The organism is Labedaea rhizosphaerae (genome assembly GCF_004362825.1).
GTDB classification, from domain to species: Bacteria; Actinomycetota; Actinomycetes; order Mycobacteriales; family Pseudonocardiaceae; genus Labedaea; species Labedaea rhizosphaerae.
In genome coordinates this window covers 64,623-91,129 of the sequence record NZ_SNXZ01000010.1, presented here as the reverse complement: position 1 = coordinate 91,129, position 26,507 = coordinate 64,623, and the positions used below count along the sequence as shown (strand labels likewise).

The 26,507-nt window shown below is 69.1% G+C and carries 19 protein-coding genes and 3 pseudogenes; 14 read left to right on the top strand and 8 right to left on the bottom strand.

Annotated elements, in window-relative coordinates:
* Positions 1-361 precede the first annotated feature (361 nt).
* On the top strand, positions 362-2,140 hold the full coding sequence (locus EV186_RS36365) for a tachylectin-related carbohydrate-binding protein (RefSeq protein ID WP_166659499.1): 1,779 nt from the start codon (positions 362-364) through the stop codon (positions 2,138-2,140).
* A 146-nt stretch (positions 2,141-2,286) separates the two neighbouring features.
* Complete coding sequence (locus tag EV186_RS36360) at positions 2,287-3,909, top strand: hypothetical protein (RefSeq protein WP_133854079.1); 1,623 nt, start codon at positions 2,287-2,289, stop codon at positions 3,907-3,909.
* A 62-nt stretch (positions 3,910-3,971) separates the two neighbouring features.
* On the opposite strand, the gene EV186_RS36355 is transcribed toward EV186_RS36360, so the two are convergent.
* The 3 genes and pseudogenes from EV186_RS36355 to EV186_RS40375 all read right to left on the bottom strand — a co-directional run.
* A complete protein-coding gene (locus EV186_RS36355) occupies positions 3,972-5,369 on the bottom strand; it encodes an alpha-amylase (protein ID WP_208115974.1) in 1,398 nt (465 codons plus the stop codon).
* A gap of 204 nt (positions 5,370-5,573) precedes the next feature.
* Positions 5,574-5,999, bottom strand: a pseudogene (locus EV186_RS39715) (SRPBCC family protein); the annotation flags it as partial.
* Between the two features lie 45 nt (positions 6,000-6,044).
* Positions 6,045-6,440, bottom strand: a pseudogene (locus EV186_RS40375) (VOC family protein); the annotation flags it as partial.
* Between the two features lie 123 nt (positions 6,441-6,563).
* On the opposite strand from EV186_RS40375, the gene EV186_RS36345 reads away from it, so the two are divergent.
* The 6 genes from EV186_RS36345 (at position 6,564) to EV186_RS39710 (ending at position 11,055) form a co-directional block, all read left to right on the top strand.
* Entirely contained in the window at positions 6,564-7,337 is a 774-nt protein-coding gene (locus EV186_RS36345) for a maleylpyruvate isomerase family mycothiol-dependent enzyme (protein ID WP_243754509.1), read from the top strand.
* Between the two features lie 309 nt (positions 7,338-7,646).
* Positions 7,647-8,579, top strand: a complete 933-nt coding sequence (locus tag EV186_RS36340; protein ID WP_133854077.1) for an NAD-dependent epimerase/dehydratase family protein — start codon at positions 7,647-7,649, stop codon at positions 8,577-8,579.
* Positions 8,576-9,511: an RNA polymerase sigma-70 factor gene (locus tag EV186_RS36335; protein WP_133854076.1), complete on the top strand. Its 936-nt coding sequence runs from the start codon at positions 8,576-8,578 to the stop codon at positions 9,509-9,511. Before EV186_RS36340 ends, EV186_RS36335 begins: the two co-directional genes overlap by 4 nt.
* 2 nt (positions 9,512-9,513) lie before the next feature.
* Positions 9,514-10,266, top strand: coding sequence for an SDR family NAD(P)-dependent oxidoreductase (locus tag EV186_RS36330; RefSeq protein ID WP_243754508.1), 753 nt, complete (start codon positions 9,514-9,516; stop codon positions 10,264-10,266).
* A gap of 17 nt (positions 10,267-10,283) precedes the next feature.
* On the top strand, positions 10,284-10,802 hold the full coding sequence (locus EV186_RS36325) for a hypothetical protein (RefSeq protein WP_133854074.1): 519 nt from the start codon (positions 10,284-10,286) through the stop codon (positions 10,800-10,802).
* Between the two features lie 94 nt (positions 10,803-10,896).
* Positions 10,897-11,055 (top strand): hypothetical protein, encoded by a 159-nt coding sequence (locus tag EV186_RS39710; RefSeq protein WP_208115973.1) that lies wholly within the window; start codon positions 10,897-10,899, stop codon positions 11,053-11,055.
* A 162-nt stretch (positions 11,056-11,217) separates the two neighbouring features.
* On the opposite strand, the gene EV186_RS36315 is transcribed toward EV186_RS39710, so the two are convergent.
* A complete protein-coding gene (locus EV186_RS36315) occupies positions 11,218-11,805 on the bottom strand; it encodes a uracil-DNA glycosylase family protein (RefSeq protein ID WP_133854073.1) in 588 nt (195 codons plus the stop codon).
* 138 nt (positions 11,806-11,943) lie between these two features.
* Here EV186_RS36315 and EV186_RS36310 point away from each other — a divergent pair.
* The 5 genes and pseudogenes from EV186_RS36310 to EV186_RS36290 all read left to right on the top strand — a co-directional run bounded on the left by EV186_RS36310 (position 11,944) and on the right by EV186_RS36290 (position 14,556).
* Positions 11,944-12,543 (top strand): annotated as a pseudogene (locus EV186_RS36310) (sulfite oxidase-like oxidoreductase).
* 4 nt (positions 12,544-12,547) lie between these two features.
* Positions 12,548-13,291: a ferredoxin reductase gene (locus EV186_RS36305; protein ID WP_133854072.1), complete on the top strand. Its 744-nt coding sequence runs from the start codon at positions 12,548-12,550 to the stop codon at positions 13,289-13,291.
* A complete protein-coding gene (locus EV186_RS36300; RefSeq protein ID WP_166659498.1) occupies positions 13,291-13,578 on the top strand; it encodes a DUF6510 family protein in 288 nt (95 codons plus the stop codon). The genes EV186_RS36305 and EV186_RS36300 overlap by 1 nt, the downstream gene beginning before the upstream one ends.
* Positions 13,575-13,994 carry a DUF5709 domain-containing protein gene (locus tag EV186_RS36295; protein ID WP_133854071.1) on the top strand — a complete coding sequence of 140 codons (420 nt, stop codon included), beginning with the start codon at positions 13,575-13,577 and terminating at the stop codon, positions 13,992-13,994. Before EV186_RS36300 ends, EV186_RS36295 begins: the two co-directional genes overlap by 4 nt.
* A gap of 82 nt (positions 13,995-14,076) precedes the next feature.
* Positions 14,077-14,556, top strand: a complete 480-nt coding sequence (locus EV186_RS36290) for a TetR family transcriptional regulator C-terminal domain-containing protein (protein WP_133854070.1) — start codon at positions 14,077-14,079, stop codon at positions 14,554-14,556.
* Here EV186_RS36290 and EV186_RS36285 read toward each other — a convergent pair.
* Together EV186_RS36285 and EV186_RS36280 are read right to left on the bottom strand one after the other, a co-directional pair.
* On the bottom strand, positions 14,534-15,163 hold the full coding sequence (locus tag EV186_RS36285; protein WP_208115972.1) for a TetR/AcrR family transcriptional regulator: 630 nt from the start codon (positions 15,161-15,163) through the stop codon (positions 14,534-14,536). The genes EV186_RS36290 and EV186_RS36285 overlap by 23 nt on opposite strands.
* A 295-nt stretch (positions 15,164-15,458) precedes the next feature.
* Positions 15,459-19,151 carry a S8 family serine peptidase gene (locus EV186_RS36280; protein ID WP_208115971.1) on the bottom strand — a complete coding sequence of 1,231 codons (3,693 nt, stop codon included), beginning with the start codon at positions 19,149-19,151 and terminating at the stop codon, positions 15,459-15,461.
* Between the two features lie 132 nt (positions 19,152-19,283).
* Here EV186_RS36280 and EV186_RS36275 point away from each other — a divergent pair, with 132 nt between their 5' ends.
* On the top strand, positions 19,284-20,279 hold the full coding sequence (locus EV186_RS36275) for a helix-turn-helix domain-containing protein (RefSeq protein WP_133854068.1): 996 nt from the start codon (positions 19,284-19,286) through the stop codon (positions 20,277-20,279).
* A gap of 171 nt (positions 20,280-20,450) precedes the next feature.
* Here EV186_RS36275 and EV186_RS36270 read toward each other — a convergent pair whose 3' ends face one another.
* A complete protein-coding gene (locus EV186_RS36270; RefSeq protein WP_133854067.1) occupies positions 20,451-21,692 on the bottom strand; it encodes an MFS transporter in 1,242 nt (413 codons plus the stop codon).
* A 2-nt stretch (positions 21,693-21,694) separates the two neighbouring features.
* Positions 21,695-26,503 (bottom strand): non-ribosomal peptide synthetase, encoded by a 4,809-nt coding sequence (locus EV186_RS36265; protein WP_133854066.1) that lies wholly within the window; start codon positions 26,501-26,503, stop codon positions 21,695-21,697.
* Between the last annotated feature and the right edge of the window lie 4 nt (positions 26,504-26,507).

Here is a 26,507-nt window from a genome sequence, read left to right as displayed (position 1 = left end):
CTACCTAAGATGGTTGACGGCTGTGACCAGGCCAAACCACACTATCCAGCGCTATCAGCATTCTGGTGGTGAAGATGAACTGACTGAGCAAGCGCTTGCGTTAGGCGCCACGCGTTTCCTTCAGACATGGATTCTACGCAATTCGGGGTGTCGTCGAATTCGGTTTGTGTTCACCCAAGCGCAAACTTGGTGTCGACTGGAGGGACCCGGCATGCATCAGAACCGTCGCGCGTGGATAACGCGGTCAACAATCGCAGCGGTAGGCCTGTCGTTGACTGCGACGACGCTAGCGGTCACAGCGAACCAGGCCGCAGCCTCCGTGACGCTCCAATGCGCGTCCAGTGCGCCTGTCTATCGAGTCTTGTCCAACGGCAACATGCTGCGTTACCAACACCTCGATCCCGATACGGGCGCTGCGAACTGGTCAGCCAACCCACCGACGATCGGCTTCGCGTGGCAGCCTGGCAAACCAGTTGCAGCGCCAGACGGAGTCATATTCGCCCCATGGACTGGCGGCGAGCTTCGTCGATATCGGTGGAACGGAGCCGGATGGGACACGTTCCCCAACGGCACTCAGCACGAGGTCATCGACACGGGCGGGTGGGACCGCTACCTCACAGCCGACTACCGCAATCGCATCACAGTCGACACGGACGGCTTCATCTACACCATCGAGCCCGATGGTGCGCTGCACTGGCGCTCCTTCGACGCCGCCACCCACACCTGGACGCACCGCGTCATCGCATCTGGCTGGAATCAGTACAACCTGATCATTGCCGCTGGGCGCGGCGTGCTCTTCGCGCGCAACGCCGCCGGAAATCTCTACAGATACCGATATGACGCCGCATCACAACGGTGGTTGACAACAGCGCAGCCGGTTGGGCTCGGCTGGCAGGCATTCGATCGAATCCTCTCCGCCGGCGCGGACGTCCTCTACACCATCAAGCCCGACGGCACGATGTACTGGTGGCGGTGGGATGAAAACGCCCAGGGGTGGACTGCTTCCCACGGTGCGCAGATCGGCGCAGGCTGGATAGACAGTGCCACCACGGCGGCCCCGGACACCTGCCAGGTGAATGGCGTTGTCAATCCAGTCAGGCCGACAGTCCCGGCCGTCGACAACCCGCCAGTGACTTTGCAGTACTCGACGAACGGCGACATCCACTACTCCTATGTCGACAGTGAAAGTCGCGCGGTCTACGCCGAGGCCACTGACGTCACCGGCAGCACTCCGATCGGCTTCGCCGTGGTGCCGGGCTTCACCGGCGTCATCGGCATCACAGGCACCGGCGACTACCAGGACGGACGCATCCAGCTAGCCGCTACCGGGACCGATGCCGAAGTCCGCACCAACGTCCAAACCGTCAGCCGAGGGCCCTGGGCGGGAACTACGACCTATGGCGGATTCGTCCCGTCGTCCGCCAGCATCGTGCACCGCTCCGACAACACGATCGCCATGTTCGCCCTCGACGCCGCGGGCGACCTCTGGGCCCGCAGCCAGGCGATCTCGAACGCATCCCTCGATGCGTGGACCCGCGTAGGCCCAACACCGCTCAAGCCCGGACCGATCACCGTTGCCGTCACGGCGAACGGGATTCGAATTCTCGGTCTCGGCCAAGATGGCACGTATCACGCGGCGACCTACACCACCACGCTGTCCGCGTGGGTCAGCCTCGGCAGCACCGGCTTCGACGGAACCATCAGCGCTGTCGTCATGCCCGACAACACCCTTCAGGTCTTCGCCAACAACGGCGGCGCCATCCAAACCCAACGCGAAACCACCACCGGTTTCGCCGGTACCTGGACCTCACTCCCCGGCGTGATCGCAACAGGCAGTCCGTCGGCCATCATGTCCCCCGCCGGCACCCTGCAAGTCGTGGCCCGCGCTGACGACGACTACGTCTACTACGCTGGCCAAGCTGCTCCTGGTTCCGCCGTGTACACCGACTGGCGAGAGATCACCAACTACACCGACCAAACCTCGACCAGCCCCGTCGCTCTGGCCGTGCCCGACGAGAACACCTGGGTCGTCGGCTACCGCAACGACCTCGACACCCCGAAACTCCGCCGCTACCAGTCCCCTGCTCTACGTACAGCCACGCCCTTCGTCGATGTGCCGCTAACGCCGCCGAGCAGCTGACCTCGTTGGTTGCTCGCCGACCCGGAGCCTTCGACCGGTCCGGCGGGCAACCAAGAGCAGGTCGGCTGCTGTCACGGCGACGGATGCGGGTTGGTACGTTGGGCCGTCGTGTCGGGGAACATCAGGTTTTCAGGGGGTTTGTGGCAGTGACCTCGACTGTTCCGACGCCGACGGCCGAGGAGTTCACGGATTCGGCGGATTCCACGGCCGAGCGATCAGCCGGCCCACGTCGCGGTTGGTGGCCCGTTGCGGCGGGCCTGGGCGTGGTGTTCCTGGTCGGTGTGTGGTCGGCGTGGTTCTTCACCATCGACGACGCATACATCACTTTCCGGTACTCGGCCAACTTCGCCGCCGGGCACGGACCGGTGTGGAACCCCGGGGAGAATCCGGTCGAGGGGTTCACGAACTTCCTCTGGATGCTCTGGCACACCCCGTTCGCCTGGCTCGGGTTGAACCTGCCCGCTGTCGCGAAGGTGACCTCTTTCGCCGCGGGAGCGGCCATCCTCGTCATGTTGGTGCGCTACTGCCGCACCAACCACGGGCTTGTCGCCGCAGTGGTCGCCGGTAGCGCGTTCGTGCTCTACCTGCCCACCTATTTCCACATCACCAGCGGCCTGGAAACCGTCGCCTTCGCCGCATTGGTCCTGCGCGCGGTCATCGTCGGGCTGAACGCGATCGAAGGTCGCCGAGTCCGAATCTGGGAAGCACCCCTATTGCTGGTGCTTGCCGGCATGTTGCGCCCGGACGGCGTGCTCGCCGCCCTTCCCGCCTTTCTCGTCTGGCTGTGGACCGCACGCCGCGACCGCCGCGCGTGGTTGTTCACCGCGATCGCCGCCGTCGTGGGCGCGGGCTACTTCGCCTGGCGGTGGAGCTACTACGGCTATCCATTCCCCAATACCTATTACGTCAAGTTCGGCAACATCACGGCGGGCACCGCGTGGCTCGACACGACCGTGTGGCTCTACGCCCCGCTCCTCGTGCTCACCGCGGCACTGTTGCTGTGGCGGAACACGCGCAAAGCGGCCTTGGTCCTGTGTGCCACGGTCGTCACCACGAGCCTGACCTACGTGGTGTCCGGCCCGACCATGGACTACCTCCACCGCTTCGCCTTCCACACCTTCCCGGTGCTGTGCCTGAGCACCGGGATCGCCGCCGGCGTCATCGTCCGCAGCGGCGGGAAGGCCTGGCTCAGCATCACCGCCGGCACCGTCGCCGGGCTGCTCGCCACCGGCTGGGTCGCCGTCGCCGGCCTGCAGGCACCGGACCTGCCCGTCATCGCCAACTACGGGCCGGACCTCGCGCGTGCCCACGTCGCCATCGGCCAAGGCCTCGCCAAGGCCGACATCCCCGCCGACGCCAAGGTCATCGCCCTGCACGACGCGGGCGCCATGTCCTACTACAGCGGTTGGCGCACGGTCGACTTCATCGGCCTCAACGACGAGCCGATCGCCCACGGCGCCGATCCCACGACGGTCGTCGCAAGCGCCCACCCGACGGTGATCGTCGTCCGCAGCTACGGCCCCGGCCCGGTGGCCACCGCGTACCACACCAACATCCGCGAAGCCGCGCGTGGCTACGTGCACATCGCCCGGGTCCAGATGCGCAACGGCTACTACCTGCACATCTACGTGGTGCCGCAGTACGCCGACCAGGTCCGTGCCGCGGTCATGCCCGTCGTCGACCAAGCCCAGCACACCTACGACCCCGGCAGCTACGGCGACACCATCCACCGCTGGCTCACCCGACTCCGCCACGACCTTCCCTGGTAACCGCACAAAGCGGCTCACCCGCCGCGGACGGCTCACCGATCAGGTTCCGGCGACAAGTCAACCTAGACATGCAACGCGACGGCGTCGCCCGCGCCGACCGTCGCGGTGAACCGGCCGTTGCCGTCCACGGTGTAGCTGGTGCCGCCCGCGCAGCCGGCGTCCGGGTCGCCGTGCTGGACGTCGCAGTAGGTGCCGGCCGGCAGGGACGTCTGGAAGGTCTGGCTGATCGCCGAGCCCTCCCGGTTGATCACCACGAAACCCTTGTCGCCGCGGCCGAACGCGATCGCGTTGGTGCCGTCGGTCCACCAGTTCGTCACGCCGGTGCCCGCGACCGCGTTGTGGAACCCGACCATGTTGGCGATCTGCGGCCACGCGTGCTGACAGGTCCATCCGTCGGTGTAACAGGCGTTCACGGTGCCACCGTTGGGCGGACCGTCGTCCGAGCTGCCGTAGGTGTACCCGGAGAAAACGTTCGGCGAACCGTACGGCCAGGCCAGCATGAACACGTTGGCCAGCGTGTAGGTCGAACCCTCGTCGTAGTCGATCGTCGAGCCGTTGCGCTCGGTGTCCCAGTTGTCCACAAAGGACCTTGCCTTGCTGCCGGACACGAATCCCCACGCCTCACCGAACTGGCTGAGGTCGGCGAGCCTGCCGCCATCGAAAGTGGACTTCAGCGATGTCGCGTAACGGAATTCGTCCACGTCGCCGGTGCCGAGGTACTCGGTGGGCTGCACCGCCTCGCCCGCGCCGTAGATGGTCTCCTGCACCCAGAACACGCTCGGGTTGGTGAGCTTTCCCTTGATGGCAGCCAGATCCGACGCCGCCATATGCTTGGCCGCGTCGATCCGGAAGCCGTCGACGCCAAGCGACAGCAGGTCGTTGAGGTAACCCGCGATGGCGCCGCGCACGTAATCGCTACCGGTGTCGAGGTCGGGCAGGCCGACCAGCTCGCAGTTCTGCACGTTGTCACGGTTGCCGTAATCGGTGATCGGCTGGCGGCAGCCGTGGAAGTCCTGGTCCTGGTACAAGCCCGGGTAGTTGTACTTGGCGAACGAACTGCCGGCGGTGCCGGTGCCCGAGCCATTGGCCATGTGGTTGATCACCGCGTCCGCGATCACCTTCACCCCGGCCGCGTGGCAGGCGCTGACCATGTTCTGGAAGCTCGACCGATCACCCAGCCTGCCCCCGATCCGGTAGCTGACCGGTTGGTAGGAGGTCCACCACTGGCCGCCCTGGATGTGTTCCTGCGGCGGTGACACCTCGACGTAGCCGTACCCCTTCGGGCCGAGCACGGTGCCGCACGCGGTGGCCACCGAGTCGAACCGCCACTCGAACAGCGTCGCGGTGACATCCTTGCCGCCCGGCGGTGCCGCGCTCGCGGAGTTCACCGCCAGCGCGGTCAACACGGTCGCGGTGAGCAGAGCAGCGGTCAGACCGACGAACGCCCGCCGAGTGGCCACGAAGACTCCTTGACTCCGGGCTTACGCAAGTCGCCGCAAGCGGTTGCAGGATTCCCCTCGATCGTGACCCGGCTCGTCCTGGCGGTCAACCCGACGGAAGACTGGTTTCCCTACACAGTCCCGGAAAGGTTGCATCGCCGGCCTCCCGGCGAAGATTGCAAGCGCCCCGAATTCTCCAACCCGGGGAGAGGTAAATCAGCGTCATCAAGTCGGGCGGTCGCCCTCGACGTACGCGGCGAGACGGTCCAGCGATGCCATGAGCCGGTCGGTCGTGGTGGACCTCGCGCGCTCGAACCGACGTTGGTCGGTCAACCGGCTCCAGTCGTAGGTGTGGGTGACCATCGTGCGCCCGCTGCCGACCGGCTCGAGCTCCCAGCGCCAGAGGTGGCCTGGCGGCTCGCTACCCGGCTCGGCGGGCCGCCACGCGAGGCGTCGCCCTTCGGCGAACTCGACGACGTGGTTCTCCCGGACGCTGCCCCTGGTCAGGACCGTGGTGAACACGTCGCCGACCCCGCGCACACGCTGTCCCGGCGCGGCCGTGGCGAGGTTGTCGTTGCCATCCCATGCCGGTTGGCGCGCCGGGTCGGCGACCAGCTCGAAGATCACCGCGGCGTCGGCCGCGATCTCGCGGCTCGCACGGACGACCCGGTCCTCGTCCGCGCTCGTCCGGTCGGTCGCGAAGACCTGGGCCGGGTCGCGGAAGGCCTTGAACTCCAACGCGTTGCCCGCCGGATCACGGAAGAACATGGTCCACTGCTCGCCGGGCTGACCAGGAAATCGCAGGTAGGGCTCGATCAGAAACTCGACGCCCGCCGCGCGCAAGCGGTCGGCCAGGTCGTGGAACTGGCCGGGATCGAGCAGCACGCCGAAGTGGGGCACCGGCACGCGGTGGCCGTCGACCTCGCTGAGCGCCTCGGAGCGCGGACCGGTCGCCTGGTGCGTGACGAACTGGTGGCCGTACAGGTTCCAGTCGATCCAGTGGTCGCTCTCGCGGCCGCGCGCGAGCCCGAGCACGTCGCCGTAGAACCGCCGGGCGGCGGCGAGGTCGTCGACGGGCACAGCCAGGTGCATCGGTGGCGTCACGCCAGTCCTCCTCCGCGTGTGAACACGAGGGTAACGAGTCTGCCCACCACGTGGCGTGGTCGGCGGAACACTCGCATGGGTTCGGGGGTTGTCGATGACATGAACCAACTCGTGGACCGAACGATCACGGCCCTGCGTGCTGAGCACGACGTGCTCACCGGCCTCGTCGGCACCATCACCGACGACCAACTGGCCTTGACCAGCGGTGCCGAGGAGTGGACGGTCGCCCAGGTCCTTTCGCACCTCGGCAGCGGCGCGGAGATCGGCCGGGCACCGATCGCCCAGGCCGCCGGAGAGACGGTCACCGCGGCGGACAACCAGACGATTTGGGCCCGCTGGGACGCGTCCGCGCCGCGCGCGCAGGCCGACGGTTTCGTGGAGCACAACAGCCGCTGGCTCGACACGGTCGAGGCGCTCACACCGGGGCAGCTCTCGTCGCTGACGGTCGACTTCGGCTTCCTTCCAGAGCCGGTCTCGCTGCTGACCGCTCTGGGCATGCGGCTCAACGAGGTGGCCAACCACTCGTGGGACGTGCGCGTGGCTCTCGACCCCGAAGCCGGGGTGGACACCGACTCGGCAGCGGTTCTCGTCGACCTCTTGGCCGGTCCTCTGGGCTTCATGCTGAACTGGGTCGCAAAGCCGGCCGAGCTCGCGGCCCCGCTCTCCGTCGCGATCCCGGGGGCGGCGCGGGGTGCTGGTCTGGTGATCGACGACGCGGTCACCGTCGTGGACCACCTCGAGTCACCGTCCGCGACGTTCAACGGGCCACTGGAAGCGTTCGTCCGGCTGCTCAGTGGTCGTCTCAAGCCACCGTTCGACAAGGGCATCACCGTCGACGGCGGCGTCACGCTCGACGACTTGCGCCGCGTGTTCCCCGGCTTCTGACGGACTCGACGAACCCCGGACAGCCGCGGCCGGCGGCCGCTGAGCTATCGGGAAGACGAGGGACACGTACCCGGTCGCGCAGGCCGGAAGCCCGTACTCAACACCTTCGCCATCACCTTCGACGACCGCTTGCCGAGCCCTGAAACCTGCTCATCAACAACGCCTGAAACACCCATCGCGGGACAAACCCTGCGATCTTGCCCCCGACGTCTGCCGACGCTGAGAGTGTCCTCAGCCGCGTGTCACAGGTGGGGTGGGCTGTGTTGTCTCGATTGCGGAAGCAGTCGGGATCGAGAGGGGGCGTTGATCATGCGGGTGTTCGTGGCCGGGGGCACGGGTGTGCTGGGGCGGCGGCTTGTTCCGCAGTTGGTCGGTAGAGGTCACCAGGTGACGGCGACTACCACCAGCGCCGCGAAGTCGGGTGTGTTGACCGGGTTGGGTGCCGAGGCCGTGGTCATGGATGGGCTGGATGCGGCTTCGGTCGGTGCCGCGGTCCGGGATGCCCGGCCGGATGTGATCGTTCACCAGATGACCGGGATTTCGTTGCGGCACGCGGGAAAGCCCGATTTCAAGCACTTCGACCGGTGGGCGGTGCCGACCGTCCGGTTGCGGACCGAGGGCACAGATCACCTGCTTGCCGCGGCCGAGGCTCATGGGGTCCGGCACTTCGTGGCTCAGGGCTACGCGAACTGGAACGGTTTGCGCGAGGGCGGCTGGGTCAAGACCGAGGACGACCCGCTGGACCTGCAGGAAGGAACCGCCGCCCACACGTCGATGGCCGCCCTTCGTCACGTCGAGGACGTCGTCCTGGCCGCTGGTGGCGCGGTGTTGCGCTACGGCGCGTTCTACGGTCCGGGCGCCAGCGACGACCAGGTCGAGCTGATCCGCAAGCGCCAGTTCCCCTTGGTCGGCCGCGCGACCGGGTACGGCTCGTGGGTGCACCTCGACGACGCGGCCGCCGCGACCGTGCTCGCGGTGGAGCAGAAGGCGAGCGGCGTGTTCAACATCGTCGACGACGAGCCGGCGCCTGCCAGCGAATGGCTGCCGTACCTCGCGGAGTGTGCAGGAGCGAAACCGCCGCGGCGGATTCCGAGATGGCTCGCGCGGCTGGTGGCCGGTGAGGTCGCGGTGATCATGATGACCGAGGGCCGCGGCTTCTCGAACGCCAAAGCCAAGCGTGAGCTGGATTGGCAACCGCGTTACCGGTCGTGGCGTCAAGGGTTCAAGGACGGCCTGCGGTGACCAAGGTCGAAGACTTCGAGCAGGTGCGACCGATGTTGCAATCGATCGCCTACCGGATCCTCGGCAGCGTCACCGAGGCCGAGGATGCCGTCCAGGAGACCTGGTTGCGCTACGAGGCAAGCCCGGCCGAGCCCGCGTCGCCGAAGGCGTACCTGTCGGCCGTGGTCACCCGGATCTCGATCAACGTGTTGCGTTCGGCCCGCGTCCGCCGCGAGGACTACGTCGGGCCGTGGTTCCCCGAGCCACTGCTGGACGACCAGTACCAGGACCCGGCGCGGTCCGCGGAACTGGCCGACTCGGTGTCGATGGCGGCGCTGGTGTTGCTCGAACGGCTGACTCCGTTGGAACGAGCGGCTTTCGTGCTGCACGACGTGTTCGGCTTCGGGTACGGCGACGTCGCGGCCGCGGTCGAACGCTCGGAGGCGGCTTGCCGCCAGCACGTCGCCCGGGCGCGCCGGCACATGCAGGCGGGCCGGCCCCGGTTCCGCGTCGATCGCCGCGAGCGCGCCGAACTCGCCGACCGGTTCTTCGACGCCTTCCGCGACGGCGACGTCGAGCGGCTCCGGACGCTGCTCGCCGAGGACGTGGCGGTGGTCGGCGACAGCGGGGGGAAGGCCCCGCGTTGGGGCTCGGGCATCTTCGGCGTGGACAACGTCGCCCGGCTGCTCACCGCGTTGGTCGTCCCGTTCCTGCGCATCGGCGGCGTTGTCGAGCCGCACCAGGTGAACGGGCAGCCCGGTGCCATCTTCTGGGACCACAGTGGACGGATCATCAACACCTGGGCGCTGGACATCGTCGAAGGACGGATCCAGACGATCCACGCCGTCACCAACCCCGACAAGCTCGCCCACATCGCACCGGTCGCCGACGGCTGGGCGGTCGTCCACGACACCATCCAGGCGCGCTCGAACGCCGACACCACAAAGGAATGACCATGGAACAGGAAATCGCCGTCGTCACGGGAGCGAACCGGGGAATCGGCAGCGGCATCGCCGCGAAGCTGGCCGCGCTGGGCATGACCGTGCTCCTCGGGGCGCGAGACGTCCGGCGCGGCGAAGCGATCGCCGACGACTTGCGGGCCACGGGTGCCGACGCGTACGCGCTGCGGCTCGACGTCACCGACCAAGACGTGGTGCAAGCCGCCGCGCGGTGGATCGACGAGCGGTTCGGCCACCTCGACGTCCTGGTGAACAACGCGGGCATCACCGGCTCCGGGCCGGTGGACCCGGCGGACGCGCACGACCAGGTGCCCAGTTCCGTCGACGTGGACATGGTTCGCGCCGTGTTCGAGACGAACGTGCTCGGCGTGATCCGGGTCACCAACGCCATGCTCCCGCTGCTTCGCCGGGCAAAGGCCGCACGCGTCGTGAACGTGAGCAGTCACGGTGGTTCCGTGACCCTCAACGCCGATCTGTCCGGCCCGCTGGCTGGGCTCCTGCCGTCGGCGGCTTACCTGCCGTCCAAGTCCGCGCTCAACGCGCTCACCGTCCAGTACGCGAAAGAGTTGAGTGCCGACGGGATCGCCGTCAACGTGGTCGCACCGGGCTTCGTGGCGACGGACAGCAACAACCACACGGGCGTGCTCACCGTCGCGCAAGGGGCGGAGGTCGTCGTGCAGGCGGCCATCGGGGATGCGACCGGCGGCACGGCCGCCTTCCTCAGCGCCGACGGACCTGTCCCGTGGTGACCGGATCGACGTATCAGATGGTCGTTGACGCCCGCACGACGACGGCGCGTCCGGTGCCGCGGTGGGCCGACCGGCTGGCGCACGTGATCCCGTTCTTCGTGCTGCCATCCGGTTTGTGGCGGCTCACCGTCGCGCTCGGGTTTTCGATGGGCATGCTCGACGAGACCGGGCACAGCCAGGTCTTGCGCGGCTGGCCGGCCGTCTACGTCCTCGCGATCTCGATCTTCGCCGAAGCCGTTGCCTTGACCGGGTTCGGGCTTGTCCGCCCGTGGGGCGAGGTGGTCCCCACGTGGATCCCGATCATCGGCGGCCGGCCGGTTCACCCGCCAGCCGCCATCATCGCCGCCACCATGGGCTCGATCCTGTTGATTCTCATTTGGACAGTCGGCTTCTGGCCCGTGTGGACCGGCGTGCAAGCCCGGCAGATGGCCGGCCCGGTCTGGGCGATCGTCTTCGTGGTCTGCTACGCGCCGCTGAACCTCTGGGGCCCGGCCTTGCTCGTCCTCACGTGGGCCTACCGTCAGCGCACGCGGTGAGCGACAGGAGCTGCAGAAGATCGCAGGCGACTGCTGTGGAGCTGCCCGGTGCCGATTTCGAGCGCCGATTCGACCCGATTGGGATCTCTGCAAGGTGCGCGGCAAGGTCTTCATGCTCATGACCGAACAAGAGGCACCATCGACGAGAAGGCTGGTGCGGGGTCTGCTGGCCCTTGGCTATCCCGAGCCCTCGAGGGTGTACACCTCCCCGATTTCGCGCTTCGAAGCCGACCGGCTGTTCACCTTCGTCTGACCATCGACGGCCGCGAGGAGCATCGGAACGAAAGCCTCAGGCACGCTCTTCGTTCCGGTGCTGCAGATCCGCCAGCGACAGCGCCATCCGCTTCTCCTGACATCGGCCCCGACGATCGTCATGCCGAAGTGGACTATATGGTCCCAGGTGGACGTATCGCCACTAGGCGGTGATCGCTTCAGCAACCAGCGATCGCAACACGGGGACGACCTCCGCCTCGAACCAGGGGTTCCTGGCGTGCCAGCGGAAGTTCAGCGACGAGGAATGCACCAGCGGGATCGTGCACGGCAGGTACTCCGCGTAGGCGCGCACGGTCTCGGTCAGGCTCGGCTTCGCCCGCTCTCCCAGGTAGTGCTTCTGGGCGTACCCGCCCACCAGGATCGTGAGGACGAGGTCCGGCAGCTCACCGAGGATGCGTTCGTGCCACAGGCCCGCGAAGTCCCGGCGCGGCGGCAGATCCCCGGAGGTGCCTTTGCCCGGGTAGTAGAAGTCCATCGGGAGGATCGCGAACAGGCTCGGGTCGTAGAACTGCTCGTCGTCGACGCCGAGCCAGCCGCGCAGCTTCACGCCGCTGGCATCGTCCCAAGGCACGCCGCTTTCCTGGGCCTTGCGGCCGGGTGCCTGTCCGATGAGCGCGATCCGGGCGGCCGGAGCCACGGAATAGATCGGTTCGTAGCCGAGGTCGCGCGCCCAGGCGTTGGACTGGTGACCAACGATCTCCGCCCGGATCCGGTCGAGGTTGGTTGGCACGATCTCCCTCTCAGCGGACCACACAGTCCACCCGCAAGCGGCATCCTAGCCAGGTTCCCATTGGGAGCCTTGAGCATAGCCCTGCTGGAGTGGACCTTTTAGTTCAGTTATGCTTCGACTTCGACTCCGGAGGTGTAGATGAGTGTGATCAGCAGAGGGTTTCAGGGGCGCCGTGACCGTCCCGCCGCGGACCTGCCGCCCGGCCAGTACCTGACCGAGGGCTTCCCGGTGCTGCAGGCCGGGCCGACCCCGACGGTTCCCCTCGATGCGTGGCGGTTCACCATCCGCGCGGAGACCGGGACGGAGACCACGTGGACGTGGCGCGAGCTCATGGCGCTGCCGGCCGAGCGGCCGACCGTGGACATCCATTGTGTGACCAAATGGTCGAAGTTCGGCACCACCTGGGAGGGCGTCTCCCTCGACACCCTGTTCGAGAACGTGTAGACGGCCGCCGACTACGCGCTGGTTCGTTCCTATGGCGGCTACACGACAAACCTGCCGCTGGAGGACTTGCTCGACGGCAAGGCGTGGATCGCCTACCGCTTCGACGGTGAGGATCTGCCGGGGGTGCACGGTGGCCCGGCGCGGCTGCTGGTGCCACACCTCTACTTCTGGAAGTCGGCGAAATGGGTGACGGGCATCGACCTCCTCGACGACGACGAACCAGGGTTCTGGGAACAGCTCGGCTACCACAACTACGGCGACCCGTGGCGCGAACAGCGCTACACCGGCGACTGAGCCGATGACCGAACCGGCAACGATCGCCCGGCTGCGCCTCGGCTGGCGGGTCGCGACGGCCGTCGAGATCCGCGAAGTGACGCCGACCGCACGCACGATCGTGTTCGACGTCCCCGGCTGGCCCGGCCACGCCGCGGGACAACACGTCGACGTGAAGCTCACCTCCTCCGATGGTTACAGCGCGCAGCGCAGCTACTCCATCGCCGCCCCGGCCGACGGCGACCGCGTCGAGCTGACCGTGCAGCGGTTGCCTGGCGGCGAGGTCTCCTCCTACCTCGTCGACGAACTGGTCGTGGGCGACCAGCTCGAACTGCGCGGACCGATCGGCGGCTGGTTCACCTGGCACGGCACCGAGACCATGCCGGTGCTGCTGGTCGCGGGCGGCTCCGGCATCGTTCCGATCATGACCATGGTCCGGCAGCGGGCACGCATCGCCGACCCGCCACCGTTCACCCTCCTCTACTCCGTGCGCACCCCTGCCGACATCTACTACGACGCCGAGCTGCGGTCCCGTCCCGGGCTCGACGTCACGATCTTGTTCACCCGCAAGGCGTTCGGCACCAACCGCCCGGCGGGCCGGATCGGCCCGGACGACCTCGCCGCCGCACGTCCGTCCGGAATGGACGCGCGCACCTACATCTGCGGCCCGACCAGCTTCGTGGAAACGGTCTCCGTGCTCCTCCTGGCTCAAGGGCAGAACCCCGGCACCATCCGGACCGAACGCTTCGGACCGAGCGGAGGACGATGATGAGCACGATCTCGGACAGCGACCACATCGACGGCAACGGCGCGGCCGGCCCGTTCAGCGAGGCCCTCGGCATCGACGCCACGAACGCCGTGCTGACCTGTGCGCGGTGCGCCCGCCCCAGCCGGTTCGCCGAGGCCCGGGTCTACGACGGCGCCGGGCTCGTCGCCCGCTGCCCCGAATGCACATCGGTCCTGGGCCGCCTCGTCAGCACGCCGACCGATGCGTGGCTGGACTTGCGTGGCGCGGCGTCCATTCGGGTCGCCCTCCCCGGCGGGACGCCGCGGTGAGGGACGACATCGACAACGACTCCGGACTGCTCGAACCCGACGAGAGCCTCGAGGACCGCGGCGTCGCCGACGTGCTCGACGAGGGCTACTCGCCACCGGAGCGGCCGATCGCCGCCTTCGACTGGGGCGTCACGGCTCGCGAGGTAGCGGGCCACGAGCCACTGGCAAGGCGGCTGGCCCGTGAGGTCCCGGACATCGCGGTGGACGACGAGGGCGACGGGATCGGCGACAGCAACGACACCGACGGCGAACCGTATGACGACGAGGTCGGTGTCGACCGCGCCGGACGCCTCATCGAAGGCGCCGACGAAGACACCCCGTACGCCTACCTCTACGCGCGTGACATCGGCGTGGACGGATCCGCGGCGTCCGCCGAGGAGGCCGCGATCCACATCGTCCGCGACGACATCGCATGAACGGCCGCCCCTTCGCCCACTAGGACCATTTAGTCCACTCCACCCGCGTTAGACGTCAGTGCCATTGCTTATAGTGGACCTTGTGGACCACTACGGCCAGGACTGCGACCTCTCTGAAAAGGCCCCGACCACGGAGACCGTGCAAGCCGGGATCGAGAAGCTGCTGGCAGCACAGAAGCCGTTGCTGAAGTCCATGGAGTCCGTGCACGACCTCGTTCGGTGGCGCGACGAGGTCGTGCGCCTGGCACGGACGCGCGATTACGCGATCTGCAGCCTGGCCGACCTGCTCGTCGATGGCGAGGAGACTGGACGCGTGGCCGTCCAGGCCGGCATCACCGCCTGGGAGGCGTTGCTGGCGGCGGCGATCAGGCGTGCGCGGGACAACCGCGAACTGGCACCGGACACCGATCCCGGCCGGCTGGCCACGGGCCTGATGGCCGCCCTGCAAGGTGGCCTGCTCCTCGCCCGGACCACCCGCGATGTCCGGCAACTCGAGACGGCGCTGGACATGGCCCTCGGTTACGTCCAAGCACACGCGCTCACGGGACGAGGAACGACTTGACGTGGTCGAGCGCCATGTCGAGGGCTATCTCCATGGGAGCGATGTCGTGCGCGGTCTCGGCGAGCAGGTACCCGCCCTGCAGGGCCGCCATCAGGCCGGTGGCGAGCTTCTCGGGGTCGGCGTCCTGCTTGAGGTCCCCGCTCTCCTGCATCCGGCGCAGACCGGCGGCGAGCAGACCCTCCCACTCCGCGAACGACTCGGCGAGCGTGGAGCGGGCCACCTCGTCCTGGTCGGCCAGCTCGCTCGCCATCGACCCGAGCCCGCAGCCGTATGCGCCGTTCTGGAGGGCGTTGCGCTGCACCAGGGCGTTGCGCCAGCGGATCAGCCCGCGGAAGGACTTCAACCGCAGCAGGTAGCCGCGTTCACGCTCGAGGACCTGCGCCGCGCGCGCTTCCACGACCGCGCGGACCAGGTCCTCCTTGTCCGTGAAGTGGTTGTAGAACTGGGACTTGCTGGTGTTGCTCGCGGCGCGGACGTCGTCCAGCGTGGTCGCGTTCACGCCCTTCACGTACATGAGTTCGAGGGCGGCCGCCACGATGCGCGCACGGGTGGCGGCGCCGCGTGGCGTCAACCTCCGCGTCGCCTCTGCCTTCTCCGGCGTGCTCACAGGGCTCAGGCTACCCTGTTTGATCACACCACCACCTCCTGCTGGACCACACGGTCCCCTCCCGCAGCCGGTGGCACGGCCACACCTGGTACCCCGAGCCCTCTCCACGCCCACGCGATACCGGCGTTCCGAACCCGTCGGTCCAGATCCACGTCGCAGACCCGCCTGGCAGTCACATCTACAACACGCGATATTCCGTGCGACGACGCCAATCCGCCGCATCTCACGGACGGGCGCAGATCTGCGCCCTTGCCGAGGTTGTGGCCCGCCCCTGCCGGGACGGGCCACAACCGAATCAGCGCAGACCGACCGCGCGGATCACCGTCTGCTCGACAGAGTTCCCGGCCGAGTCGGTCGCGGTCACCCGCAGGGCGGCGAACTGCGCCGCCTCGGGGGCGTTGAGCCGGTAACGGCCCTTGCGGTCTGCGGTCAACGGCGTCCACGTGGCACCGTCGTCGTACGACACGGTGACTCGGGGCGCGCCCGGCGAACCGCCGCCCGCGACCGGCGTCTCGACGAGACCGACGGACACCGGGGCGCGCTGTTCGACTGTGACGCCGAATTCCGACTTGCGGGATACGACTCCGGAGCCGTCCGGCTCGAGGTTGTAGCGAATCTGCAGCAGCGGCAACAGATCCCGTTCCCCGGCGACCTTCGCCGCGGCGGACGTGAACGACCAGGTCGTCGACGTCGAGCTTGAGTACGGGCTGATGGACGCGTCCCGATGGTTCTCGACGACCAGGCGGTACCGCAGCGGTCCGGCGCTGGGGGCGTTGGCGTACATGATGAGTCCGTTGTCGCTGACCCCCAACTGCTTGTCGCCCTGGTAGAGGGTCACGGTCTGGGGCGAGAGCTGCGTGTCCTGGGCCGCGCCGACGTGGTCGGCGTTGCCGTACCCCGGGACGTCGACGCGGAACTGGTCGTCCGTGCGCGTCGGGCCGAGGTAGTTGTTGTTGAGGTAGGGACGTTGCACGGGCGTGAACCACTCGTCGCGCGTGACGCTGCCGGGCTGGTACTTCCGGCTGACTCCCCACGCGTTCAGGACCCCGTCGGTGACTTCGTGACCCCACCGGTTCGCCCCGTCGGTGCTGACCCAGTCGGTGCGGTGGCTGTCGGCGGCCAACGGGACGTAGTTGCCGATCCCCCACTCCGAGTAGACCGGGAAGTCGTACCGCCACTCCTCGCCTCGGCCCTCGTGCACGGCCCCGGCGAACGTCTCGTCGATGCGGGCGAGGTTCGCCTTCGACGCGTGGACGACCATGTCCTTGGGCAGGTCGTTGTTCCACGTGTGCATGAGGTCGTAGACGTAGGACATCGTCGGGTGCGACTCAGCGTGCAGCACCGCGTTCTTGTTGTGGGCTGCGGCAATGAGCTTCTCGCCCTCGTCCGGGCTGAGAAGTCCGACGTCGATCGTGGCGGACCTGAACGACAGGCGTTGGCGGCCCGGGCTGTCGTTGACCACGAGCAGCAGCCGCGCGCCGGCGCCCGCCGCCGCGGTGGCCAGCGCGGCCGGGCTGACCGACTCGGTGCGGCGCACGACGACCGCACCGCCCCGCGCCCGGAGGCCCGCGTAGTCGGCGGGTGTCCCGTTGCCCGCGAAGACGAGGGGCAACGTGCGGGTGCCCGCGTCCAGCGGGGTGACGCCCGCCTGGCGCAGGACATCGGTGTAGTCGGTCCCCTGCACGGACAACGTCAGCGCCGGCTGCTCCTTGCGCCACCTCGCACCGACGGTGAAGTCGCCGTGGGTCACCTTGCCCTGCGGCTGGACCCACAGGCTGTCGAAGCCGTCACCCGCGAGACCGAAGTCGTGCCAGCGACCATCCTTGTTGAGCATCCGCGAGTATTCGAGCCGCAGGTATGTGGGGGTTCCGGGCTGCGGCGTGGTCTCGTCGACCAGCCGGACCTTGCCGGCGTCGAGCGTGACCGTGCGGTCCGCGTCGAAGGTGAAGTCGGGATCGCCGAGCAACGCCAGTCCCTGCGAGCGGGGGCCGTGGACACCGGGCACGACCAGGTAGCCGAGCGCCGAGTACTGGTCGTCCGGCAGGTAGAAGGTGACGCTGCCGTCGACCGGGACGGGGATCGGGGTCGGATCACCCGCCCTGAGCAGGAAGACGAAGGCGGACGCGGGATTTCCGTTGGCGTCCTTGACGTTGATGGTCATCTTGTGCGCGATCGCGCCGAGCGAGATCGCGGTGTGCGCGGCGAGCCCGTCCGGGCCAGTCGCCAGGATCTGACCGCTGAAGCCGTTCGACGTGCCCGACGCGACGGTCGGATCGATGGTCAGGGTGACGGTGGCCGTGCCGTGCGCGGGCACGGTGACGTGGTCGCCCGACAGCCGGAAGAGCCCATCCGGGCCACCGGGTGCGTCGATCGACAGGGCGAGATCCACCGGGGTGGCCCCGAGGTTGGTGTACGTCACCGGCCGCTGGACCTTGCCCGGCTCGTTCTGCCCGGCGTACGCGGTGGCCGAGGCGAAGATCCCGGCGTCGGCGGCGGCCGCCACGTCGACGCGCCCGCTGCCGGCTTGGAAGGCGTTGAAGTCAGGGGTTCGCTTGGCGGTGCTGGTGAGCAGGTCCTTCAACTGGGCCCCGGTGAGCTCCGGGTGCTTCGCGGCGAGCAGCGCCGCGGCGCCGACGACGTGCGGTGTGGCCATCGACGTGCCGCTGAGCGTCTGGTAGTAGCCCTCACCCTCGGGGGCGTACTGCGACCGCGCGGCCAGGATGTCGACACCGGGGGCGGTGATCTCGGGCTTGAGCGCGCCGTCGCCGACTCGCGGACCCTGGCTGGAGAAGTAGGCGAGTTGATCGGCACCGTCCACCGCGCCCACCGTGAGGGCGGCGTCGGCGGCGCCGGGTGCGCTGACGGTGCCGGAGCCGCCGTCGTTGCCCGCCGCGATGACGAACAGCGCACCGGTCTGCGCGCTGAGCCGGTTCACCGCCTGCGACATCGGGTCGGTGCCGTCGGAGGGCACCCGGTCCCCGAGACTCATGTTGATGACCTTGGCGTGCTCGTCGACCGCTGCCCACTCCATGCCGGCGAGGACCGCCGAGTCGCTCCCGGAGCCGGAGTTCGACAGCACCTTGCCGATGTGGAGCCGGGCGCCCGGGGCCACCCCCTTCTCGGTGCCACCGGACGCGGCGCCCGTGCCGGCGATGGTGGACGCGACGTGGGTGCCGTGGCCGTTGAGATCCCTGACGTCCTCGCCGTCGATGAAGCTGCGGGTGTCGGCGATGCGCCCGGCCAGATCGGGGTGGGTCTCGTCCACGCCCGTGTCGAGGACCGCGACGTCGACGCCCGCGCCCGTGTCCCCGTCGGCCCAGATCGAGGGCGCGCCGATCTGCGTGACCGACTCGGCCAGGTCCGCGTGCACCTTGCCGTCGAGCCAGATCTGCTTGATGCCGTTCGTGAACGACGGTGCCGGCGCCGCGAACGACGACGACTTCGACCCGCCTGTCACCCCTGCCCAGAAGTCCCGAGCCCGTGCGTGGTTCGCGGTGACCGCCGCGCCGTTGACACTCGCGAGTGGCCGGACCATTGCCGTGCCCGTGGGCAGGGCATTCGCGCGGAACCCGGGCGTCTGGGGGCTGTAGGAGACGATCAGCGGGAGGTCGCTGCGGTGTGCGTCGTCATAACCGTCGGCGATCAGGTCCGTGACGTCGAACAGCCGCCGGTCAAGCATCCCCTTGGAGATGTAGGAGATCGCCGCGTACGGGTAGACGTAGACGTCGCCCGCCGACTCCAGGATCCGCGCGTTGGCGGGCCCACCGTCGGGCCCGGTCACCGAGATCGTCCCGCCGGCGTCACCGGTGGTGTCGACGGTGACCACGTCGCCGGTGATCAGGGTGATCGTGTGGTGCACCGAGGTGGAGTCGGCGAGCCGGTGGTCCGCCGCAGCGGCCGTCGCCGGCCCGGCGAGCCCCATCGGGAGGGGTAACAACGCGAGGCACGCGGCCGCCGCAAGGGCTCGGCGCTTGCGAGAGGTTGTCAACGACGGGGTCCTTTCGCGCAGGAACAAGCACAGCGGCATCACTGTCAGGCGGGAATGACCGGATTACAAGAGCTGCGCTGGGCCACTAGGTGCCACTTGGCACAATCTCGCCACATCAGGTAGGACTGCCGCATGGAACTCGCGGTCCTGGGGTTGTCCGCCGATGAGGAGCAGGTCTACGAGGCGCTCGTCGCGGCGCCGGGGTCGACGGTCGGCGCGCTCGCCGACCACCTGGTGATCCCGGACGGCCCGCTCGCGGACGTCCTCGCGGCGCTCTCGGCGAAGCACTTGGTGAGCTGCAGCGGCGATCCGTGCCGGTACGTGGCGGCTCCTCCGGATATCGCGATCAACCAGCTCGTGCAGCTGCGGGAGAGGGAGTTGAGCGCCGCGCGCGCGAAGGTGTACTCGCTCTCCGAGATCCACCGCAGCGCGAACCGGACGAGCCCTGAGCTGGTCATCGAGCAGCTGACCGACCGGGAGACGATCGCCGCGGCCGTGGCCCACATGGAGTCCGAGGCCCGTGTGCAGGTGCGGGTGTTCGACACCCCGCCCTACTACGAGAGCCCCGGCGGCGCGGGTGCTGCCTGGAACACCCAGACGCAGATCGCCCGCCACCAGAACGACGGCATAGCGCACCGCGTGATCTACAGCCAGGACGCCCTGGCGTGGCCCACGAAGCTGGAGACCGACATCCTCCCCGCCGTGCACGGCGGGGAGCACGCCCGAACGCGACCGACGCTGCCCATCAAACTCATCATCCGCGACGACCAGGACGCCCTAATCCCGTTCGACCTCAGCCGAAGCGGCCTCCAGGTCGCCTACCTCGTCCGGCGTTCCCCACTCTTCACCGCGTTGGCAGCCTTGTTCGAGGGCGAATGGGCCCAGGCAAACCCCCTGGACGCGACCGCGATGACGCCGGGCGTCGCCACGGGAGTTGCCGATCCGGACGAGGAAAGCCGGTCCCTGCTGGCGATGATGATGGCGGGCTTGACCGACACCGCCATCGCCCGCGTGAACGGCTGGAGCACCCGCACCACTTATCGCCGGCTCCAACGCCTGATGACCGAACTCGGCGCCTCCACCCGATTCCAAGCAGGATGCCTGGCCGAACGCCGCGGCTGGCTTTGAGCCAGAGCCCATCGGCCCAGCACGCAGAGGTCGCTCTCCGGGGGCGGCGATCGGGGTCGAGCGAACCGTTACGGCAACGACCCTCAGGCACGCCGTTGGGCTGCCCTCGTATTTCATTAGAGTCCGTCCTCGGTCGACGGCAGCTTTGGCATGTGCTTGGCTATTCGTCCGCTAGGCGGTTGCCGGTTCCGTCTTGGGGGTGATGCCCAGCTCGTCAGCGAACGAGGTGGAGCGGAATGTCAGTGCTACGACGACGCCTGGCAACGACGCGGCCAGCACCATCACCCAGATGGCGCCCGGGTAGTTGCCCGCCGCCAGGAAGACGCCGGCCACGGCAGCGCCCAGCGGCGGCGACGCGTTCATCACCGTACGCATCAACGTCATGGTGCGGCCGCGCAGTTGCGCCGGGATGCGGGCCATCCGCAATGCCATCGACGACACGGTGACCGGGCCCGACAGCACGCCCACCACGAGCAGGCCCAGCAGGACCGTCGGCAGGCTGCGCACGAACAGGAACGCGAGTCCCAGTCCTGCCAACGTCTGCAGCACGCCCATCCGCAGCATCACCCGCGGCGCCGGCTTCAGCGCGCCGCCGGCGAACGAGCCGATCAGTTCGGCACCGGACAGCACGCCCAGCAGCAGGCCCAGCAGCTGCGGGTGATCACCCAGCTCGAACTTCACCAGCCACGGGTTGGTCACCGTGAGCATCCCGAACACGAAGTTGAACAGCATGAACGACGCCACGATCGCCACCAGCACCCGGTCCCGGGTCAGCAACCGGATCGCCGGACGCCAACCACCTGAGATCGGTTCGCCCTCGGCGACGGGGGCGGGCAGGCGCGAGGACATCGCCAGCACCATGACCGCGAACAGGCCGTACGTCACCGCGTCGACCGCCAGCACGCCCTCGCCGCCGATCACCGGGATCAGCAGACCACCGATGGCCGGGCCGATCAGGCCGGCAACGCCGTAGCCGACCGTCTCCAGCGCGGCGGCGGGCTGCAGCTGGTCCTTCGGCACCAGGTCGGGCACGACGGCGGGCACCACACCCAATGGGATGATCTTGAACAGGCCGTAGACCGCCGCGACCACGTAGAGCAGCCCGACCGGGACGTCACCGACGATGGCGACCACCGGCACCGCGGCGACGGTCAGACCGCGCACGACGTTGTCCGTGACCAGCAACGTGCGCCGGGAGAAGCGGTCCAGCATCGGGCCGACCACCGCGCCGCCGATCATCACCGGCAGCGTGTAGCAGACGCCGATCACCGCCAGCGCCCCGGTGCCGCCCGCGCCGAGCGCGAGCCACGCCAGCGCCGTCCAGCTGGTGCCGTCGCCGAGCAGGCTGATCAGCGAACCGATCCACAGCTTCCGGTAGTCGGCGATGCGCAGCACCGCCAGGTACGCCTTCATGCTCAGCCCCTTGCTGTGCTGGTCAGGATGGACGTGACCAGCGCGGCGCAGTCCGCCGCCCTGGTCCGGATGAAGTAGTGCCCGCCGTGGTCGAGCTCGCGCAGCGTCACGTCGCCGCCGAGCAGGCCCCACCGGCGGTGGCTGTCCGGGTAGCCCGCCATCAGCGGGTCGTCGGCCGCGGCGACCACGGTGACCGGGACGCCGAGGTGGTGGCGATCCGGGTCGGCGCAGACGCCGAGGAAGTAGCGGTGCCCGCCGTCGACGTCGTGGCGGAACGCGCGCGCGATGGTGTCCGCGTGCGCCGGGTCGAGCCCGTCCAGCGCGGTGTAGCCGGACTCGGTGGTCATCCAGTCGAGCACGTCGGCGTCGGTGCTACGGGCCAGCTCGGCCAGCGCGCCGCGCATGTCGTCCTCGGTGGGCAGCAGCTTGGAGCCGAGCACGAGGTGCTGCACCGCCCGCCCGCGCGCCCGCAGCACCCGCGTGGTCTCGACGGCGACCGCGGCGCCGCCGCAGTGTCCCCACAACACCAGCGGACCGTCCACTGTGGACAGTTCGGCGGCGATCGCGGCAGCCGCCTCGGCGACGGTGACGAACGCCTCGTCCACGTCGACCTCGTGCCCGGGCAGCTCCACGGCCAGCACGGTGACCTGTTCGAGGCGCTCGGCCAATGGCCGGTAGTTGACCGCGTTGCCTGCGGCATAAGGGAAACAGACGAGCGTGCCAGTCGGGTCGGCCGGCTCGCGCAGACGGCGCAGGTAGCCCGTCGGTCTGCTGGTGCGGCCGACGGCGACCAATGCGAGCCCGCGCAGCGTCGGCTGCACGGTCAGGTCGGCGACCGAGACCATCCCGGCCAGCTTCGCCACGGCGCGCAACGCGGAGAGCGAGTGGCCGCCGAGCGCGAAGAAGTCGTCGCCCGGTCCGATCCGCTCGGCCGCGATGCCGAGGACCTGCGACCAGGCCGCCGCGATCGTCCGCTCCGCGGCCAGGACGTCTTCGCCGACCGGGGTCACGGTGTGCTGCGCGTGCGTGCCGTGTGCCTGCTGCGCAGGCGGTACTGCGACCACGAGCCGGTGCCCGGTCGGTCGCTGCGGGTCGGCCGTCATCGACTCGAGCACGTCGAGGTAGCGCCTGCCGATCTCGGCGATCCGGTGCTCGTCGAAGACGTTGGCGTGGTATTGCAGGGCGAGGCCGACCTGGTCGGTGAAGAAGTGCCTGCGGAACTCCGCACGCAGCACGAACTCCGTCTCCGCCCACGCGCGCACCTCGGTCAGCGCGAAGCTGTCCCGCAGGTCGCGCAACGGGTAGAAGTGCGTGTAGTTGAACACCGACTCGAACAACGGCCCGCGCACGCCGGCGTCCTGCTTGATCCGTGCCATCGGGTAGCGCCGCCGCGGCAGCATCGCGATCTCGGTGTCGTGCACGGACCGCACCAGCTCCGCCCAGGTGCCGCCGCGGAGCCGCACGCGCAACGGCACGGTGTTGAGGAACATGCCGATGGTGTCCTGCGCGCCGAGCAGCTCTGGCCGTCCGGCCTGCTCGTACCCGGTCAGCACGTCAGCGGTGCCCGACAGCTCACCGAGCACCTGCACGTGCGCGGCCAGCAGCACGTTCTTCACCGGCACCGCGAGCGTCTCCGCCAGCGCGACGACCCGCTCGGACAGCTCCGCCGAGACCGCCACCTCGTGCATGTCGACGCGATACTCGGCGGCGCCGGGCGCGAGCTTGCCCGGCACCTCGGCGGGCCGCGCGCCCGCCATGACCTCCGCCCAGAACTCCTGGTCCGCAGTGGAGGCGAGGGACTGCTGCTCAAGGCCGACGAAGGTGCGCATGTGGTCGGTCTTGTCCACGGCGGCCACGTCCAGGCCGTCGCGCAGCCGGGTGTAGAGGTCGAACAGCTTGGTGTGCACCAGGTTGATGCTCCAGCCGTCCAGCGCGGAGTTGTGCAGGTCGATCGAATAGCGGAACTCGTCGGCGGAGAGCACCTGCACATGCAGGCGGACCAGACCGGGCTCGTCCCAGCGGAACCGGCGGGCTTGCTCGCGGGCGACCCAGTCGTCATGCCATGCCCGCTGACGTTCCGGGCTCAGCTCTCGCAGGTCCACAACGGACAGTGGCCGCGGCACGTGCGTGTGCACGACCTGCATCGGCACGCTGAACCCGGTGAGGTGGTAGGTGGTGCGCAGCATCGGGTTGCGGGCCACGAGCAGGTCCACCGCCTGGGTGAACCGGGCCTCGTCGAACGGGCTGTGGATCAGGTAGCTCATCACGTCGTGGTACTGCGCGGTACCGCGGGTGACCTCGCTCTGGTAGATCAACCCTTCCTGCAGCATCGCCAGCGGGTAGGCGTCCTCCGCGCCCGCGGGGACGGCGGCGAGGTCGGCCTCGCCGAGGAGTTCGAACGGGGCGTACTCGCGCGGGGTGTCGTCGCCTTCGCCGACGTGCGCAAGCAGGTCCGCGATGCTCGGGTGGGCGAAGAGCTGCTGGAACGTCGCGGTCACGCCGGCCGCGCGGGCCAGCCCGAGCGCGCTGACGAAGTGGATGGAGTTGCCGCCCAGCGCGAAGAAGTTGTCGTGCACGCCGACCCGTTCGACGCCGAGCACCTCGGCCCAGACCGCGGCGAGCGCCGCCTCCTTCGCGGTGCGCGGCGCGACGTAGCCGTCGGCGGCGGCACGTGGCTCGGGCAACCCGGCACGGTCGAGTTTGCCGTTGGGCGCCAACGGGAACGCGTCCAGCTGCACGAACCGGCCCGGCACCATGTACTCGGGCAGGGTCGCACCGAGGAAGACGCTCAACGCCGCCGTGTCCACCGTTTCGGTCGCCACGAAGTACCCGCACAGATAGGGGTCGAGGTCGGTGTCACGGACGACGACGACCGCCTCGGTGACCGACTCGTACGCGCGCAGCCGGGTCTCGATCTCGCCCAGCTCGATACGGAAGCCGCGGAGCTTGACCTGGTGGTCGAACCGGCCGAGGTAGTCGACGGTGCCGTCCGGCCACCAGCAGGCCAGGTCACCGGTGCGGTAGACGCGGTCCTCCCCGGCCAGCGGCGCGGCCACGAACCGTTCGGCGGTCAGCTCCGGACGGCCGAGGTAACCGCGGGCGAGGCCGATGCCCGCTATGCACAACTCCCCCGGCGCGCCGGGCGGCAGCGGCCGCAGCGCGCGGTCCAGCACGTGCAGGCGGAGGTTGTCGATGGGTCTGCCGATCGACACGCGGTCGTCGCCGTCGCACGGGAAGTGCGACACGTCGACCGTGGCCTCCGTCGGCCCGTAGAGGTTGATCAGCCGGGCGCCGGGCAGCAGCGCGTGGAACCGCCGGATCGTGTGCAGGCCCAACGCCTCGCCGCTGGCGAACACCTGGCGCAGCCCGCTCAGCTCCGCGGCGCGGCCGGTGCTCCCCAGGTAGTCGAGGAACGCGCCGAGCATCGACGGCACGAAGTGCATCGTGCTCACGCGATGCGCGCGCACCGCCGTGACGATCGCGTCCGGGTCCCGTTCCCCGCCAGGAGCAAGCAGGCACAGCGAGGCGCCGACGCCCATCCACCAGAACAGCTCCCACACCGAGACATCGAACGCGATCGGCGTCTTTTGCAGGACCACATCCTGCTCGGTCAGCGGGTACGCGCGTTGCATCCAGCGGAGCCGGTTCACCGCCGAGCGGTGCTCGACCTGTACGCCCTTCGGCCGCCCGGTCGAGCCCGAGGTGTAGATGACGTAGGCGAGATCGCCCGGTGCGGGCCCGGTGACCGGAGGCGTGTCGTCGGCCGCGTAGAGCGTCTCGTCGAGCAGGTCCAGCGCGCCCTCGACCACGAACCGCGGTTGCGCCAGCACGAGTGCGGCGGCGCTGTCGGCCAGCACGAAGTCGATCCGCGCCGCGGGGTACCCGGGGTCGACCGGCAGGTAGGCCGCGCCTGCCTTCAGCACGGCGAGGATCGCGACCATCATCTCGGGCGAACGCTCGGCCAGGACGGCGACCAGGTCGTCCCGCCCGATCCCGCGGGCGCGCAGGGTGTTCGCCAGCCGGTTCGCCCGCAGGTCCAGCTCGCGGTAGGTCCATGGCCTGCCGAACCCGAGCAGCGCGGGCGCGGCCGGGGTCGCGGCCGCCTGTGCGGCGAAGATTTCGGTCAGGACGAGCGGCTCGGTCAGCTCGACGGCGGTCGCGTTCATCGCGCTGCGCGCGGCGACGTCGTGGCCGGTCAGCAACGGCAGGCCGGCCAGCGGCTGGTTAGGGTCGGCCACCATCCGGGTCAGCAGGGCGGCGAACCGGGTGGCGAGGTCGTCCGCGGCTTGGCCGCGCACAGTGACACTGAGGTGCTCGCCGTTGCGGTGCAACGAGAACAGCACATCAAGATCACCGTCCTCGGCGACGCCGACGGTCAGGGGCGGGTACTCCAGCACCGCGAGCGGGAAGGCGGCGTGCGGTGCCATCGCGGTGACCTGGTCGCGGCAGCGCAGGATCGCCTCGCGGACGGTGTCGTCGCCGGACAGCTCCACACGCAGCGGCAGCCACTGGTCCGAGTCGCGGTACCCGATGGTGACGACGTCACTGCCGGTGTGGACCCGCAACAACGCGAGCACGACCGCCGAGGTCAGCACGCGCACCGCACGGTCGTCGCCGCCGGTGATCCGCTGCACCGCCACGACCGTCCCGGCGTTCAGCTCGACGGTCGCCACGAGACCGGTCGTCGCCGGGGCTGCCGACGGGAACGCGGTGCCGCCCAGTCCCCCGGCCAGCACGTCACGCCAGAACGCGGCGGACTCCGGCTGTGCGGCAGCGGCCAGCTTGAGCTGGCCCAGCGACTGGTCGGTCATGACG